Origin of the sequence: Escherichia sp. E4702, assembly GCF_963883545.1 — a bacterium.
GTDB lineage: Bacteria > Pseudomonadota > Gammaproteobacteria > Enterobacterales > Enterobacteriaceae > Escherichia.
In genome coordinates this window covers 350,131-366,938 of sequence record NZ_CAWORF010000036.1, presented here as the reverse complement: position 1 = coordinate 366,938, position 16,808 = coordinate 350,131, and the positions used below count along the sequence as shown (strand labels likewise).

The 16,808-nt window shown below is 52.2% G+C and carries 19 protein-coding genes; all 19 read right to left on the bottom strand.

Going from position 1 to position 16,808, the window contains the following annotated elements; translation table 11 throughout:
* Window positions 1-5: 5 nt before the first annotated feature.
* On the bottom strand, window positions 6-1,310 hold the full coding sequence (locus tag AACU94_RS22915) for a YhfT family protein (RefSeq protein WP_130258685.1): 1,305 nt from the start codon (window positions 1,308-1,310) through the stop codon (window positions 6-8).
* An 11-nt stretch (window positions 1,311-1,321) separates the two neighbouring features.
* Entirely contained in the window at window positions 1,322-1,675 is a 354-nt protein-coding gene (locus AACU94_RS22910; protein WP_000719728.1) for a DUF2620 domain-containing protein, read from the bottom strand.
* A 10-nt stretch (window positions 1,676-1,685) separates the two neighbouring features.
* Window positions 1,686-2,564, bottom strand: coding sequence for a phosphotriesterase-related protein (locus AACU94_RS22905; RefSeq protein ID WP_135488680.1), 879 nt, complete (start codon window positions 2,562-2,564; stop codon window positions 1,686-1,688).
* On the bottom strand, window positions 2,561-3,787 hold the full coding sequence (locus tag AACU94_RS22900) for a phosphopentomutase (protein WP_135488679.1): 1,227 nt from the start codon (window positions 3,785-3,787) through the stop codon (window positions 2,561-2,563). The genes AACU94_RS22905 and AACU94_RS22900 overlap by 4 nt, the downstream gene beginning before the upstream one ends.
* The gene (locus tag AACU94_RS22895; protein WP_135488678.1) at window positions 3,787-4,950 is read right to left on the bottom strand and encodes a YhfX family PLP-dependent enzyme; all 1,164 of its coding nucleotides are present in this window, start codon (window positions 4,948-4,950) and stop codon (window positions 3,787-3,789) included. The genes AACU94_RS22900 and AACU94_RS22895 overlap by 1 nt, the downstream gene beginning before the upstream one ends.
* Before the next feature lie 83 nt (window positions 4,951-5,033).
* The gene (locus AACU94_RS22890; protein WP_130208951.1) at window positions 5,034-5,396 is read right to left on the bottom strand and encodes a PRD domain-containing protein; all 363 of its coding nucleotides are present in this window, start codon (window positions 5,394-5,396) and stop codon (window positions 5,034-5,036) included.
* Window positions 5,397-5,412: 16 nt separating this feature from the next.
* Complete coding sequence (yhfZ, locus tag AACU94_RS22885; RefSeq protein WP_130221399.1) at window positions 5,413-6,318, bottom strand: GntR family transcriptional regulator YhfZ; 906 nt, start codon at window positions 6,316-6,318, stop codon at window positions 5,413-5,415.
* A 290-nt stretch (window positions 6,319-6,608) separates the two neighbouring features.
* Window positions 6,609-7,613, bottom strand: a complete 1,005-nt coding sequence (trpS, locus tag AACU94_RS22880) for a tryptophan--tRNA ligase (protein WP_135488677.1) — start codon at window positions 7,611-7,613, stop codon at window positions 6,609-6,611.
* The gene (gene gph, locus AACU94_RS22875; protein ID WP_130217640.1) at window positions 7,606-8,364 is read right to left on the bottom strand and encodes a phosphoglycolate phosphatase; all 759 of its coding nucleotides are present in this window, start codon (window positions 8,362-8,364) and stop codon (window positions 7,606-7,608) included. The genes trpS and gph overlap by 8 nt, the downstream gene beginning before the upstream one ends.
* Window positions 8,357-9,034 carry a ribulose-phosphate 3-epimerase gene (rpe, locus tag AACU94_RS22870; RefSeq protein WP_000816280.1) on the bottom strand — a complete coding sequence of 226 codons (678 nt, stop codon included), beginning with the start codon at window positions 9,032-9,034 and terminating at the stop codon, window positions 8,357-8,359. Before rpe ends, gph begins: the two co-directional genes overlap by 8 nt.
* Before the next feature lie 17 nt (window positions 9,035-9,051).
* Entirely contained in the window at window positions 9,052-9,888 is an 837-nt protein-coding gene (gene dam / locus AACU94_RS22865) for an adenine-specific DNA-methyltransferase (RefSeq protein ID WP_130217642.1), read from the bottom strand.
* A 106-nt stretch (window positions 9,889-9,994) separates the two neighbouring features.
* A complete protein-coding gene (damX, locus tag AACU94_RS22860) occupies window positions 9,995-11,293 on the bottom strand; it encodes a cell division protein DamX (protein ID WP_135488676.1) in 1,299 nt (432 codons plus the stop codon).
* 91 nt (window positions 11,294-11,384) lie between these two features.
* A complete protein-coding gene (gene aroB / locus AACU94_RS22855) occupies window positions 11,385-12,473 on the bottom strand; it encodes a 3-dehydroquinate synthase (protein ID WP_130208963.1) in 1,089 nt (362 codons plus the stop codon).
* Between the two features lie 56 nt (window positions 12,474-12,529).
* Window positions 12,530-13,051: a shikimate kinase AroK gene (gene aroK / locus AACU94_RS22850; RefSeq protein ID WP_001507994.1), complete on the bottom strand. Its 522-nt coding sequence runs from the start codon at window positions 13,049-13,051 to the stop codon at window positions 12,530-12,532.
* Window positions 13,052-13,451: 400 nt separating this feature from the next.
* On the bottom strand, window positions 13,452-14,690 hold the full coding sequence (gene hofQ / locus AACU94_RS22845) for a DNA uptake porin HofQ (RefSeq protein ID WP_135488675.1): 1,239 nt from the start codon (window positions 14,688-14,690) through the stop codon (window positions 13,452-13,454).
* Window positions 14,602-15,006: a DUF2531 family protein gene (locus AACU94_RS22840; protein ID WP_130221396.1), complete on the bottom strand. Its 405-nt coding sequence runs from the start codon at window positions 15,004-15,006 to the stop codon at window positions 14,602-14,604. Before AACU94_RS22840 ends, hofQ begins: the two co-directional genes overlap by 89 nt.
* Window positions 14,996-15,436, bottom strand: a complete 441-nt coding sequence (locus tag AACU94_RS22835; RefSeq protein ID WP_135488674.1) for a HofO family protein — start codon at window positions 15,434-15,436, stop codon at window positions 14,996-14,998. The genes AACU94_RS22840 and AACU94_RS22835 overlap by 11 nt, the downstream gene beginning before the upstream one ends.
* The gene (locus tag AACU94_RS22830) at window positions 15,420-15,959 is read right to left on the bottom strand and encodes a PilN domain-containing protein (RefSeq protein ID WP_130258693.1); all 540 of its coding nucleotides are present in this window, start codon (window positions 15,957-15,959) and stop codon (window positions 15,420-15,422) included. The genes AACU94_RS22835 and AACU94_RS22830 overlap by 17 nt, the downstream gene beginning before the upstream one ends.
* Window positions 15,959-16,738 carry a DNA utilization protein HofM gene (gene hofM / locus AACU94_RS22825; protein ID WP_135488673.1) on the bottom strand — a complete coding sequence of 260 codons (780 nt, stop codon included), beginning with the start codon at window positions 16,736-16,738 and terminating at the stop codon, window positions 15,959-15,961. The genes AACU94_RS22830 and hofM overlap by 1 nt, the downstream gene beginning before the upstream one ends.
* Between the last annotated feature and the right edge of the window lie 70 nt (window positions 16,739-16,808).

Genomic DNA, 16,808 nt, shown 5'->3' with positions numbered 1-16,808 from the left:
CTTCCTTAAGCCGGAACGAACAGGCCAAGCCAGTAAAGAACATTCAGCAGGATGCCGGTGATCATTACTGCCACGACCGGTGCCGCCATTTTCTGTACCGGACGGCCCAGAGATTCGTTGAGGAAGTAAATGGCAACCGCGATAGAGAATCCGGTATAACCCGCCATCTTAATTGCTGCGAAAATCGAACCGACCAGCAGAGCCACTTCCATCAGCATATTCATGGCGTTACGGATGTTATCCGACGCATTACGCACCGACGGGTAGCGCCCCAGCCATTTGCCGATCGAACGAAGCAGCAAGACTTCTGCCGAAATAACCACGGCACCTAATACCGCTGCAACCATCGGATTCGGCGAGAGATAGCCCACCGCATAAACAAAGGTAAAGCCCGCAACTGCATATACGCCGGTGGCTAACGCGGTGGTGGCAATCAACGGCACAAATCCCAGTCCGCGCATGAATTCTGCCAGAGCTGCCTGGTTAATCAGCGTTTGCGATTGTTCCGGCGTTACGCCTACGGAATATGCTTTCTCCAGTGTGAAGATCGAAACTTCGCTACCAGCAAAAATCTTCATGCTGGCAACGGCAGCAATCAATGCCCCCACGATAGCGATATAGGGTAAGTTTTTGATAATCCGCGACGTACGTTCTTCAAACACCGAAAGCCCGCTGGCATCGATGTCATTTTCATCACGATGACGCAGGTCGTGAGTTATCGCGATCCCCAGCAGCATTACCATGCCAATAAAGATTTCGATGGATTCCGGATTGAGATGCGGGAAATAGCGCACGACTACCACACGGGTCATCAGCACAACCACGGCGGCGATCAGACTTTGCTTCCAGCCAAACTGGTAGAAAATCGCCACCAGTGGGAACAGTGCAAAAGCTGAAACCACCGGCGAGCTTAATTCCCCCAGACTACCTAATACATCCACCGGTAGCGCGGTCAGCAGCTGGTTTACTGGCAACAGGCAGGTGAGGATCAATATCCCCCAGATAGCGCCAAGGCCAAACGCCATCAGGCTGTTTATCGCCAGTACGCCGAGGATATCGGTAGGAAGAAAGAGTAGCCATGCGTTTAGCAGCCCGGTTTTCAGGGTAAAAGAGATCCCCACCGAGGCCACAAAACCAATGCTCAGACCAAAAGCGATACTCCCCGCCTCGCGACGGTTCATATAGCCTTCAATCAGTTGCGGCAGGATCGGGCGGATACCGTCATGAAAAACAGCCGCCGAGCGATGCGCCAGAAGCGATGTCATACCCGTCAGGCACGCCACCACGATAATCTGAATATACAGATCCATAGTCGTGCCTTTTATTTCAGATGGTTAATCAACATCGGAATCGCGTGTTCGACGTGCTCAACGGAAAGCCCAAATGCGACTTTCCCTTCGGCGATCATTTTGGCGATATGTTCGTCTTTCGCTTTAATGCCCGGCTTGGCAATAGTGCAACTTTTGTTATAGCCAATCACCGCGATGGCAATCGACAATGCCGCGCCCGCACCGGTATTACACGCGCCGATGTAGTAATCCAGTTGCCCGGATTTCACCTTCATCGCTGCTTCCATATCGTTATGAATGAAAACTTCAAAACAGCCTGGAGCCGTCGCTTCAATGGTTTTTTTAATCTGCTCACGCTGTAAGCCTGCAACGCCAATCTTTTTCATGAGTCTGTCCTTATTGGAAAAATTGAGAGGGATTTTCACGTAACATCACATCCACATCGGCCTGACTGAATCCTGACTGGCGCAATTGCGGAATAAAGGTGGTCAATAAAAAGTCATAGCCATAACCACCGTTGGCTTTTAAATGGGAGCGGCGCGTAATATCCATCGACAGCATGACGCGGTTCAGCAACCCACGGTCACGTAGCGCGTGGAGCATCGCAATGCGCTTTTCGTCCGGGTAGTAGCTGTTCTTGCCGATGGTGTCGAACTGCACATACGCGCCGAGATCGATCATCTTCAAAATGTTGTCGAGGTTGTCTTTCAGATCGCAGTGACCAACGGTGACGCGCGAAAGATCAACCCCGTGGGCTTGCAACAGAGCCAGTTGCTCCAGCCCCATCGTGCTGAACGACGTATGCGTGGAGATCGGGCGTCCGGTCTGGTTATGTGCCAGCGCGGCGGCAATAAACACCTTCTCTTCCAGCGGCGTAATCTTCCCTTCGCTGGAGCCGATCTCCGCGATGATCCCGGCTTTCAGTTCCGTGCCATCGATACCCTGCTCAATTTCATCGACCATCTCTTGCGCCAGTTCCTGCACGCTGCGGGTCGCCACATGTTCCGGGAAAAACGCGTCCTGGTAATAACCGGTACAGGCCACCACGTTGATCCCGGTTTCGCGCATTACATCGAGCATAAATTGCGCATTGCGCCCCATGTAACGGTTGGTCATCTCAATCACATTACGAACGCCCAGGGCCATCAGGTCGTTCATCTCCTGGCAAATGAACGCATACTGATCAAGGCGGCAGTCCACGTTGTTTTTAAAGCCGGAGAGATCAATATGCAGATGCTCATGGGCCAGGGTGTAACCCGTCGGATCAAAACTCATAGGGTGTCTCCTGCAAACCGGAGGGAGGAAAGAAAAGAGCGACCATTTTGTGGCGGTGGCGCACGGAAGAATTCACACACGGTAGCCCCCACATCAGAAAGCGTGGTGCGCACACCGAGCTGCGTGGCGACCAGCCCTTGCTGATAAACCAGCACTGGCACCACTTCGCGGGTATGGTGGCTGTGACCGATTGTCGGATCGTTACCGTGATCCGCCATCACGACCAGGCAATCATCTGGCTGCATCGCCTCAACCAGGAGAGCAAGATTACGGTCAACGACTTGCAAACGTTCGGCATAACGTGCGACGTCTTCTGCGTGACCAGCGAGGTCGGTTTCCTGAATGTTGGTGCAAATAAACGCTGTCTGATGGGTGATAAATTCGTCGAGGGTGATATCCATAATCCGCTGGCTATCCACCAGGTTTTGCCAGCTCACGCCATAAGGATTGTTGACGATATCTGCCACCTTACCCACCAGCACGGTTGGCACGCCCGCTTCATACAGTTTTTGTGGCACCTGCACTTTTTCATCAACGCCGTAGCCCATATGCACGACCTGGAAACCATTGTCATAAGCGCCAGAACGCGGCGCATTAATACCAATAAAGCGCCCTTCTTTGCTTTCTGCGGCATCGAGAATACGCTGACTGTCGGTTAACAGGCCGCCAAATGTAATGACCCGACCGACCTGTACCTGGTCACGCACGATACGACCAATTTTGATTGCGTCGTCAAAAGAGATCACAGAGAGATTGGCGGTAATGTTATAGACCTGGCCTAAATCCGCCTCGAGATTATCGCCAATCGCAACCGCCTGATTGACCCACAGAAATTGCAGATCATCGCCACGGCGCTCAACCTGCCAGCCAGCGTTAAGTAATGCTTGCTCAACACGGTCAATCACATCGCGAAAGGGCATCCGTAGCGGCGGTAACGGGCGCGTGCCTAAAATTTCCTGATGCCCCATAAAGGTATCGCCACCTTCATGTTGCAGCTCTGCCACGCCCCAGGTTGCAGAATCTGACGGCTGCATATCTCCAGGCGCATAACCTAATGCGTTGATTAGCCCCATTTTCTCCAGCGTTGGCAGCTGCAAATGCGGCAGCTGGCTCAAAATGTGACCACAGGTATTCGCTCCCGCATCCTGCGGGCGCACCAGCGTGACATCTTTCATTGCGCCTACGCCAAAGCTATCAATCACTAACACCACGAATCGCGCCATTACGCCCCCAGAGCGTTTCCAAGACTGTCATAACGACCGACGATTTCCGGTTCGCCACGCTGAATACCCGATACCAGCACTACATCACTGCGGGTAACAAAAATTTGTGTACGAAAACAGAGCACCACCGCGCTGCTCACCGGAAACTCGCCTGCTAACGGCAGGGTGTAGTCGATACTGCTGTCATCTACAGTTTTGAGGTTTGTTTCAGTAATCTTTTGATTTTCTTTAGTAAAAACCAGAGCGCGGTGAGCATGACCACGACGGTAGTAACCGCCGCCGTAGCAGTAGCTGTCGCCACGGAAATGATGGGAGATTTCACTTAACCAGAGCATGGCGATACGTTCAGGCTGATCGCCCTGCTGGTTTGCCGGAATAGTACCGGTCAGCGCATGCCCAGGTTCGGCATGAGTCACACCGTATTGCGCCAGCAATGGCAGCGAAGTGCAGCTGGTCGCTGAAGGCGCGTTCAGTTGCTCAATCGCAATACCAGATTTCGCCAGTTGATCCCGTGCTTGTACCAGCGTGTGAAGATTCGGTGTCGGCAAAACTTTCCCGGCAGCCTCATCCCAAAGCAGGCAAGGGAAATGGGTAAGTCCCGCCAAATGTAGTCCTGGTAGTTTTTGGATTTCAGCGACAATGTCATGCAGCGTGTTTTGGGGAAAACCGCTCTCCTGGCCCGGATAAAGAAAATCATCATCGCTATAAACTTTGAGCAGCACAGACTGCACACGTCCGGCCTTCACCGCTGCTGCAGAGACTTCCCGCGCTTTATCGAGAGTAAACACGGTGATGACGTCAGTTCCCTGTGCAACGGCGTCAGAAACCTGGTGACAAGGGATTTGCACCAGATGTCCCTGATGCGCCACCGGCAGACCGGCGCGGCGCATGACCCGCGCCTCTTTGTAATCCACCGCCACAATGCCGCTGTAGCCCAGTGCCAGAAGTTTTTCCGCCAGCCACGGATTACGGCCAAACTGCTTGGTCATCAGATACAGCTCAATGCCGTAAAGCCGTGCCGTCTCAATCAGCCTCTTACCGTTTTCCAGTATCTGATCCACGTCGATCACCCAACTGTCCGGGGCGATCTTGCCCTGTTGCCACAAGCTTAGTGCGGCGGAAATCAGCGCTGGGTTCTGGCGTTTCAATGCTTCTACAAACATCTTGTTGCCTCGTTTCTATTCCTTGAATTAAACATTCATTTTTTTGAATATTTAAGTTATGTGACGCGGATTTGCCGTATGACTCAGACACCTTCGTTGGCGGCCATCCATAATCCATAGAGATTGGCCAGCAAATACCCTTCTTCACACGGGTTAATTTCCAGCGCGAATTCCTTCAATAGCACCTGATGCAATTGTACAATCGCTGGCCAGTATGTGGATTGCGCCAGTTCCGCCAGTAATTCGTCATCCAGCGGCAGTATGTGTTCGCCCCGACGACTGCGCATCAGCGCACTCGCCATATGCGTCATCGCCATCGTTCCCTGCTCGCTGCGTATGGGAAGATGGCATTCTGTTTCCAGTACTTTGACGACCTGCATCATGCCTTTGCAGATGTCCTTATCAATGACTCCTGCCTCGCAAAGCAGGTTGAGTCTGTTTTCCATTTAAGACGCCTTTCGCTTAATAACTGGGTTCAAGTTCCCCACTGACGACTCGCTGTTGATGAGCAAGCAGGGCATGTTTATCAACAACCGCACGTAGCAATTGTTGCATCGGGTAATCATCGGCTCGCGTTAGCACCACGGCTTCAGTGGCCTGTAAAAATAGCGGATCGTTCGTCAGCGGCGTCGCTTCTAATCCCAGCATGGCCAGTTCGCTTTCCGCCACCGCGTTCCAGATAACCGCATCGACATCGCCTTTAACAATGCGTTGTAAACTCTCGTGATATGAGAGGTCGACGCGCTCCACATCGCTATTGCCAAAAAAGACATCGGTCATGATTTTCTGATCCGCCGAGCGGTTATCCAGCCCCACGCGTTTCACGTTGCCGGACGCCCCTTTACGGCAAATCAGCTGGTGCTCGCCAACATAGGTATGTGGCCCCAACTCCAGCGCGAGGCATAACCCTTTTTGCGTGAGATAACTTTCTGCCGCCAGGCGGGACACTACCGCCATGTCATACACGCCGTTAAGCAAACACTCCACGCGAATATCCGCGCCACGCATATGCGCATAGTAAAAAGGAATGCCATCAAACTGGGCTTTCAATCCGCTCGCCAGTCCTTCGTACAAACGGGTATAGGGCAAAGGCATCGCACATACCACGTTGTTGATATCCACATGAGTCAGCAGGGCTTTATTATCCATCTCAACCAGATAACTGCCATTGCGCCCACGGCGTTCAATTCTTATCGCGCCGCTTGATTCCAGCGTTTTCAGCGCGGCCTGTGTCAGACCAACCGATGAATGGCATTCAGTTGCCAGTTCATCTATTGTTTTCAATCGATTACCACACTTTTCACCTAACAGATAACGAGCCAGAGTCGTGATGACGACGCCTTCTTTTTTGATAAACGTTCGACGCATAATATATTTTCAATAAAGTGAATATTTATATCTTCATTAAAATGAAGATAAGTGGCAACTAAGAGATGTGGAAACGGCGAGGCACTTCACATTTTTTCGGGTTGTTGCGAAAAGAGGATGAAAAAACCGGGTTTCCCCGGTTTCAGAGTGATGACAAAAGCAACATTGCCTGAGGCGCTACGCTTATCAGGCCTACATTTCCTTGCAATATGTGCATTAATTTGTAGGCCGGATAAGGCGTTCACGCCGCATCCGGCATGAACAAAGCGCAATTTGCCAGCAAGAGTGAATTACGGCTTCGCCACAAAACCAATCGCTTCATACACCGCTTTCAGCGTACGGGAAGCGTGCGCGCTGGCTTTTTCTGCGCCGTCTTTCATCACCTGTTGCAGGAAGGCTTCGTCATTGCGGAAACGGTGATAGCGTTCCTGCAATTCAGTCAGCATACCGGAAACGGCATCAGCCACTTCGCCTTTCAGATGACCATACATCTTGCCTTCGAACTGTTTTTCCAGTTCCGGGATGCTCTTGCCAGTAATTGCAGAAAGGATATCCAGCAGGTTGGAAACGCCCGCTTTGTTCTGCACATCGTAGCGAACTACCGGTGGCTCGTCGGAGTCAGTAACCGCACGTTTGATTTTCTTCACTACCGATTTCGGATCTTCCAGCAGGCCGATAACGTTATTGCGGTTATCGTCAGACTTGGACATCTTCTTGGTCGGCTCCAGCAGCGACATTACACGCGCGCCAGATTTTGGAATAAACGGCTCCGGCACCTTAAAGATATCGCCGTACAGCGCGTTGAAACGCTGGGCGATATCGCGGCTCAGTTCGAGGTGCTGTTTCTGGTCTTCACCCACCGGTACCAGATTAGTTTGATACAGCAGGATGTCCGCAGCCATCAGCACCGGGTAGTCAAACAGACCAGCGTTGATGTTCTCGGCATAACGCGCAGATTTATCTTTAAACTGCGTCATGCGGCTCAGTTCGCCGAAGTAGGTATAGCAGTTCAGTGCCCAGCCTAACTGCGCATGTTCCGGTACGTGGGACTGAACAAAAATGGTGCTTTTCTCAGGATCGATGCCACATGCCAGGTACAACGCCAGCGTATCCAGCGTCGCTTTACGCAGTTTCTGTGCATCCTGGCGCACGGTGATCGCGTGTTGGTCAACGATACAGTAAATGCAATGGTAGTCATCCTGCATGTTTACCCACTGACGCAGCGCACCCATGTAGTTACCAATGGTCAATTCACCTGAGGGCTGTGCGCCACTAAAAACGATGGGCTTAGTCATTTTTCGATTCCTGATTTTCGCTATGCGGAAGCCCTAATGCGGGCAGAAGGTCATTTATAGAGTGATAAATTACATCAGGCTGGCTGAGATCGATAGCCTCGCCGTAGTTATATCCGTAGGTTAAGCCAACTGATGGGCAACCTGCCGCTTTTGCCGCCTGAATATCATTGCGTGAGTCGCCAACAAACAGCATCTGTTGTGGGGCAATTCCCATCCGCTCAGCCACCAGTAACAGCGGGTCCGGATGCGGTTTTTTGTTTTGCACGTCATCACCACCAATCACCACGCTGAAGTATTTGGCGATATCTAAGGCTTCGAGCAGCGGCGCGACGAACGGCGTCGGTTTGTTGGTGACCAGGCCTAACGGCAGGCCTTTAGCCTGCAACGCGCCCAGCGTATCGGCAACGTGCGGGAACAAAAACGTCCCCTCTTCGGCAACTTCGCCATAGTAGCGATCGAACAGTTTACGCAGAATACGTACCTGTTCTTCTGCCGGAATGTCGTCATCAACGGGCGGTTTCCCCATTGTTTTACGCAGAGTCGCACGTTCCTGACGCGCCCAGGTCAATGCGCGCTCCATCAGAACATCTGCACCGTTACCAATCCAGGTAATAACGCGTTCTTCACCTGCAACAGGCAACTCCAGCGCATACAGCGCCATATCTACCGCAGCAGCAAGACCAGGAGCACTGTCCACCAGCGTACCGTCGAGATCAAAAGCGACGCCGCGAATATCTTCAAACTTATTCATGACTTACCTTTGCCAGTTCACTGCGCATTTCATCAATGACTTTTTTGTAGTCTGGCTGGTCGAAGATTGCCGAACCGGCAACAAACATATCCGCGCCCGCCGCAGCGATTTCGCCAATGTTGTTCACCTTCACGCCACCGTCCACTTCCAGACGGATATCAAAGCCCGACTCATCGATGCGGCGGCGCACTTCGCGCAGTTTATCTAATGTTTGCGGAATGAAAGACTGACCGCCGAAACCAGGGTTGACGGACATCAGCAGGATCACATCCAGCTTATCCATCACGTAATCCAGATAGCTCAATGGTGTCGCCGGGTTAAATACCAGCCCCGCTTTACAGCCATTTTCTTTAATCAGTTGCAGCGTGCGGTCAACATGCTCGGAGGCTTCTGGATGAAAGGTAATGATACTGGCGCCAGCAGCAGCGAAATCCGGCACAATGCGATCGACGGGTTTCACCATCAGATGCACGTCGATAGGGGCGGTAATGCCGTAGTTACGCAAGGATTTCAGCACCATTGGCCCAATTGTCAGGTTGGGAACATAGTGGTTATCCATGACGTCAAAATGCACGACATCAGCGCCAGCTGCCAGGGCCTTTGCGGTATCTTCACCCAGGCGGGCAAAATCAGCCGACAGAATTGAGGGGGCAATCAAATACTGTTTCATCCGCTTCTCCTTGAGAATTATTTTTTCGCGGGTGAAACGACTCCTGGTTTGTACAAAGCCAGCAGTTCGTCCACCTTTTTACGTGTGCCGCCGTTGCTGCTTATACTGCGTCGAACTTTGACGACATGCAATTTTGCGCGCTGATACCACTCACGCGTTAACATCGTATCGTGATTGGAGATCAGCACAGGAATATGGCGATCAACCAGACCTTCTGCGATCTCCGCCAGATGGGCTTGTTGTTCAAGCGTAAAACTGTTTGTGTGATACGCCGTGAAGTTAGCGGTCGCAGAAAGCGGCGCATAAGGCGGATCGCAATAGACGACGGATGCATCATCTGCGCGCGCCATGCTGTCGGCGTAAGACTCACAATAGAAAAAGGCATTCTGCGCTTTTTCGGCAAAATGATACAACTCAGCTTCCGGGAAATAGGGCTTTTTATAACGGCCAAACGGCACGTTAAATTCACCGCGCAGATTGTAACGGCACAAACCGTTGTAACCGTAGCGGTTCAAATATAAAAACAGTACTGCCCGACGCAAGGGATCCTGGCTTTTGTTGAACTCTTCGCGGAACTGATAGTAGACCTCGGCGCAATTTGTTTCGGGAACAAACAGCTCGCGGGCAGCCTGCACATACTCTTCGGTACGCGTCTTTACAATGTTGTAGAGACTAATCAGATCGCTGTTGATATCCGCAAGGATATAACGAGAAAAGTCGGTGTTAAGAAACACCGACCCGGCACCAACAAAAGGCTCAACCAGACATTCGCCCTTAGGCAAATGCCGTTTAATATCATCAAGCAAGGGATATTTACCCCCTGCCCACTTCAAAAAAGCGCGATTTTTCTTCATGCTGACTAACTAATTACACCTTCTCCGGCTGTGGAGAAAGCTCCGACAGCATCCAGCGCTTCAGGCAGTTCCCGCAACGGTTATCCATTGCGGGAAATAGCCTTGATTACTTCAGATCGGCCTGTACCTGACGCAGCGGTTTCGCCCAAGGATTTTTGGCCTGGACATCGGCTGGCAATGTAGATACCGCTTTTTTCGCTTCTTCTTTCGAAGCGTACACGCCAGAAACCAGGACATACCACGGCTGACCATTACGCGTCGTTTCATAGACAACGTAGTTTTTCAGGTTCTCTTTCTTCGCCCAACCGTTCAGGTTGTCGTAGTTAGAGGAACTGCTCAACTGCAGAGTGTAATGGCTTGACGGTGCCGATTTCAACGAACCAACATTACCCGTGCTCTTCGCCCCAGCAGCTGGTGTTGTCGTGGTTTGCGCCGGAGATGCCGTTTGTGCCGGCTCCGTGCTGGCAGTCGCATTCGGCGCTGGCGTTGCCGCTGGCGTAGAAGTCGCAGCCGGTGCCTTCGAGCTCGCCACTGGCGCTGCTGGTTCGGTACGCTTCGGTTGCTGTGCTACCGGCTTCGGTTCGGTTTTCACAGTTGCTTGCGGTTTTTTCGGTTCAATCACTGCCTGCTGACGCGGCGGACGCGTGGTGGTCGGACGTTCAGCGGTTTGCGTTTTTGCCGTGTCGCGCGATGCATTGCCATTGCGTACTGGCGCAACTGTTGCGGGTTCGGTCGGCAATGTCGAATTTACCGCCACATTGTTCAGTTGTTGCTGATTTTGCGGCTGGGTCAGGGCATTGTTCAGATCACCCTGTACTTCAACACGCTGTTGACCATCCATTGCCGCCGGGGTCTGCCCCTGGGTCGGCGTAGAAGAAATCGGCGGCAGAGAAACATCCTGCTGAGTATTTTCCGCAGACGTGGTTCCCGGTGCTGGCTGCACGCCATTCGCCTGATCGGTCGCATTGCCAGCAAGATCAATACTCTTCTCGCCAGACGCAGTTTGATCGCTGGAAGAGGTCGAGGGGGCTTTTAACGCAGAACCGATACCGATGATCAACAGCAACAGAACCAGAATACCGACGCCCATCATCATATACTGACGAGAAGCAGGTTTGCTGGCTGCTTTTTTGCGCTTACGCGGACGACGCTCTACGCGCTCTTCATCCACCGTTTCATCTTCGGATTCGTCATATTCTTGTTCGATTTCCGGTTCTTCATTGCGCTCTTTTTGCGCACGAGTCGGACGGCGATCGTCAGTTTCATCAAGTTCAATATCATCAAAATTGATTTGCGGTTCGCCACGTTCAGTACGTTCAGAACGCTCAGAAGATTGACGAGAACGACCAGTACGACGATCGCTGGGATCGGGTTTCAGCTCGTCTTCTGGTTTGAATTCATCCATTTAACACCCCACTAAAAGGTTAATGCTTACCACGTTGCAATTAACCTGAAGCTAATAAACCGCCGGATAAGCGGCCTGACCTTTCTTGTTGTTACGCTAACTGACAATCAGCAATGGCGTTAAGAACGATATCGTGCGAAACACCGCCGCGAACTTCGCTCTTACCAATTGCCAGCGGAAGAATTAAGCGCATTTCTCCCGCAAGAACTTTCTTGTCACGCAGCATATGCGGTAAATATGCCTGCGCGGACATTTCGCGCGGCCCATTGACCGGTAACCCAGCCCGCGTGAGCAGGGTAATAATACGCTGCGTTTCGGCAGAACTGAACTGCCCGAGACGTTCCGATGTGCGCGCCGCCATTACCATACCCGCAGCAACCGCTTCACCGTGTAGCCAATTACCATAGCCCATTTCAGCTTCAATGGCATGACCAAAGGTATGTCCAAGATTGAGTAAAGCACGTAAGCCAGCTTCACGCTCGTCGGCGGCAACAACTTCTGCTTTCAGCTCACAGCAGCGGCGAATACAGTACGCCATTGCAGGGCCATCCAGACGAAGCAGCGCGTCGAGATTCTCTTCCAGCCAATGGAAAAACTCGCCGTCAAGAATAATGCCGTATTTGATGACTTCCGCTAGCCCCGAAGCCAACTCACGCTGAGGAAGCGTTTTCAGACAATCGAGATCTACCACCACCGATGCAGGTTGGTAAAACGCGCCAATCATGTTTTTACCGAGGGGATGGTTTACCGCGGTTTTGCCGCCAACGGAGGAGTCAACCTGCGACAATAACGTCGTTGGGACTTGAATGAAGCGAACGCCGCGCTGATAGCTCGCCGCCGCGAAACCGGTAAGATCGCCCACCACGCCGCCGCCAAGTGCAACCAGTGTAGTATCGCGGCCATGCGGCTTTTGCAACAACGCTGTAAAGACGGTGTCGAGTACTGCCAGGCTTTTATACTGCTCGCCGTCAGGGAGGATAACGCTATCGACGTTAACACCCGCCTGTTCAAGTACGCCGCGGACCTTATCGAGATACAGAGGAGCCAGGGTTTCGTTGGTGACCAACATCACCTGCTCGCCCGATTTCAGCGGTAAGAATGAAGCTGGTTCGTTAAACAAACCAGATGCGATGGTAATTGGGTAACTACGTTCCCCGAGAGTGACGACTATCCTCTCCATAACGCGACATCCACCTTAATTACTGTACCCGCAGACGAGTGTATTTAAAGCCAGAATTAGTTGCTTTCCAGCATGTTAATAATCTGGTTTGCGACCACTTTAGCGCTTTGGTCATCAGTACGAATGGTCACGTCGGCAATCTCTTCATACAGCGGATTGCGTTCATTGGCCAACGCTTCCAGAACTTCACGTGGCGGTGTTTCAACGTGCAGCAACGGGCGTTTTTTATCACGCTGCGTGCGTGCAAGTTGCTTTTCGATGGTCGTTTCAAGATAAACGACAACGCCACGAGCGGAAAGACGGTTACGCGTTTCGCGGGATTTCACAGAGCCGCCGCCAGTAGCCAGCACAATACCCTGCTTCTCGGTCAATTCATTGATGACCTTTTCTTCGCGATCGCGGAAGCCTTCTTCGCCTTCTAAATCGAAAACCCAGCCCACATCAGCTCCGGTTCGTTTCTCAATCTCTTGATCGGAATCGTAAAATTCCATATTGAGTTGTTGAGCTAACTGGCGCCCAATAGTGCTTTTTCCGGCACCCATAGGCCCAACCAGAAAGATATTGCGTTTCTCTGCCATTTTTTCGGTACTACTAAGACTATTCGTTAATGATAAACCCGCTTCGCTCAGAGAGCGCAGCAGGACATGAACTGAAACCTCATAAGATATTGCGAGAGTCAGACTGAAAATTATCTCAATACTCCAGCAGGTTTGGCAACTGAATAAATCGCCCATCCCTCTGCATATCTGGTCGCTGCAAGCATGCTGCCTTGCTATCACCGCTTTGGCGATAAATCACCGGGTAAGATTAGCGTAAAAAAGACAGCAAAATGCCGCCTGAATGATAAATCATCATCATAAAACGCAGGCAGCTAAGAGCACCAACTCTCAAATCGGTACTCCTTGTATGCTAAATACCTGCGCGCGTCAAATAGATGAAACACGTTCAACGTAAAAACATCACCGCTTTTGCGGCGGTTTACTCACTGGAAACCAGTCGTGGCGTGATAAACACCACTAACTCACGTCGTTCATCTTCTTTTCCGTCATGACGAAATAATTGCCCGAACCAGGGAATGTCACCCAACAGCGGTACGCTATCCTGACCCGATTTATTTTTACGGGTAAAAATGCCGCCCAGCGCCAACGTTTCTCCGCTTTTGACCTCGACTTGCGTTTCGATCTCCTGCTTATCAATTGCCAGCACTTCGCCATCGGCTTGTTGAAGGACCTGCCCCGGAACGTTCTGGCTGATGTGTAATTTCAGCCGGATGCGACCTTTTTGTAACACCGTGGGCGTGACCTCCATTCCCAGTACCGCCTCTTTAAACTCCACCGATGTTGCACCACTTTCACCACTGGAAACCTGATACGGAATTTCGCTTCCCTGCTTAATGCTGGCAGGCTGGAGATGCGAAGCCAGTAAACGCGGGCTGGCGATAATATCCAGCTGCTGTTTTTGTTCGAGCGCGGAAAGCTCAAGATCCAGCAAGCGTCCGTTGATCCGCCCAATGTTAAAACCGATATGCGTCGTCGCCGTCGCCACCGCGAGATCGCTACCGAGCGTAGTTACTTGCCCAACGCCGCCAGCTTGTTGCGCATCGGCCAGCGTCCATTTCACGCCTAACTCACGCAAACTTTTTTCATTAATGGTGACAATATGCGCCGACAGTTCAACCTGGCCTACCGGCAAATCCATTTGCGCTACCCACTGTTCAAGGGCGCTTAACGCCGTTTTGTTATCTCGTAGCAAAAGGCGATTGGTGCGTTTATCGACGGTCATACTCCCTTTGGCACTCAGTAGCTTCTCCCCCGCTTTCGCCAGCTCTCCGGCGTCGGCGTATTGCAGAGTAATATTGCGATTTTCCAGCGGCAGATTTGCCTGCGCCCGCGCCTGCTCCGCCTCCTGGCGGGCGATATTTTCATTTTGCCAGGCAACGGAATGCACTGAAAGAATGTTGCCTTCCTGACGCGTTATCAGCCCGGCGCTTTTCACTACGGTTTGTAGCGCCTGCTTCCAGGGAACATCCGTTAAATGTAGCGATACCGTACCGCTGACGTCTGGCGACACCACCAGGTTTAGCTTCTCCTGTTCGGCCAGCGCCTGCAAAACCTGAGCAACCGGAACGTCATCCACCATCAGCGTGACTTTTTGCGGCTTTGCCGCCTGCACGATGGGCATCATCATCAACAGTAGTGCGGCTATCCATTGCTTCATTTGTATCTCCTTGCCGTTGCCACAACCACTGTGGCGGTTCGCAGTTTGTCCCGGTTCCCAGCGTTAGTGTGTCTGGCGTCAGCTGTAAGATCGTCCAGCCGTTTTCCAGCACATCGTTTTGCTGCACCCGTCGCCATTTCTTTTGCCCATCTTTTATTACGCCGATAACGCGCTCGCCTCTTCCTACCATCCCCTGATAGCGCCACTGGGTAAGTTCGCTAATCCGGCATAGATCTTCCGGTGGTTTAAACGGGTCGCGCATGCCGGTTAATAGCCATAATGCAACACCAGCCAGCAGCCAACGTTTAGCCATCATTCGCCCCCTCCAGTTGGAGCGTGAACAAGAGTTCATCACCTTCCACGCTTAACGAAAAACGACTTACGCTGACGTTGCGCTCTGCCAGTCGTGTAAATGCCGACGGCACCGCGTCCCAGAGCGTTTTCAACGCCAGCTCGCCTCCCTGGGCTGACGGATGCCAGTAAACCAGTTGCGCGCCAGGCAACTGAAAATCCAGCGGCGAAAAGGGCAACGTCTTTTCTTCGCGGATGGGTGTGGTGTCTACCAGGCGATGCAGTGCAGCCCACTGCTGGTGATTACTTGCCCGCAGTCGAATTAATGCGTCGCTCTCTTCCTGATGGGCCAATGAAAGAACGATGATTGTGAACAACACCAGCAACCAGACTGCCCAGCCAAACTGACGGGTACGAGGAGATGTGGTAAACCACCAGTCAAAGAGCGAGTTCATCGCTAACCTTCCTTGTTAACTGATACGCAAATTGCCAGCGCCCTTGTGCATCCTGCTGCGTGGCCCCTCGCTGGTTGAGCTGAAAAGAGGCATCCTCACGGAGTGACTTCTCCAACACATTTAGTGCTGTGATGTTCGACGTAAGTCCTTTGACCTCCAGCGTTCCCTGCTGCCAGCTCAGCGTGGTCAGCCAGGCTTTTTCTGGTAAAAGCGTCGCCAGCGCTTCCAGCGCTGGTTGCCAGTCGCGGGTAAATTGTCGCTGACGCTGACGTCGCAAATGCTGTTCGCGTAACTGTTGGCGTTCCAGCAAACGTGGCTTAGTGACCTGTAAGCTACGGGCGAGTTGTTGTTCTCCCTCGAGCAAAATGGCGTCTACGCGTGCTTCGGCGTTATATGCCAGACGCTGCATTAGCGTTATCCCTACGGTCAGCAGCAGAGGGGCAACAAACATCTGCAACCAGAAGCGAAAAAAGGCCGCACGGCGTTGCTGTCGCCAGGGCAAAAAATTGATTGGTGGGTTCATTAGCGACTCTCCCCAAGCGCCAACCCCAGCGCAATGGCGAAGTCTCCACCTGGTGGCGGTAGCGGCGGCTGACGAACAGAAACCGCCTCCCAGGGGTCAAATCCGCCTTCGCCGCATATTGCGATACTGTCGGGGTCCACGGATAACATCGCTGCAAGGTCATTCGCGCTTGTCATCCCCACCACCAGCTTGCGCCCCCAGTTATAACGCGTCGCCCACAACCACTGTTCGTGGTCACACCAGGCCAGACATTGCTTGTGAGGGGGTAAAAAAGGCAGAAACCGTTGTAAAGCGCAGGCATCTGGGGTAATCGCGCTAACGTGAACACGCAATCTTTCTGCCAGGGTAAGTAACGTTGCCAACTCTTTGCTTTGCGCGGCGGTCACGTTATAGGCCGGGCTTAGTGAATCTTCGCTATAATCGAAGCGCAGAGAGTCCGGTTCCATATCCAACTCGCGTGCCATTGTGTCTGCCAGCCATGCCGTTTGCTCTCGCTCACCGAGAGACATCGCCGGGCGTGGAAATGCCCTCTGTAACGTTCGACCAGCAGGAAATGCCAGCATAATGTGATGTCGATGCGGCAGTTCACGACTCCACGGTAACAACGTTTTTGCCAGCTGCTCTGTATCGAGAATGCGTCCATCTTTGATAATGCCTGTCGCCAGCGGCAAACGCCACCAACGTTGCAAAAAACATTCTTTTGCACCACGCACGATAGCAACCGCCACCGCTTCTTGCTGTTGTAAATGCAACCCAATTTGCCAGTTCTTAAATGCCATTGTGATGATCTCCTTATCACCCGTCACTCTGACGGGTATATCAATGCGTCTGGCTTGCCTTTATACTACC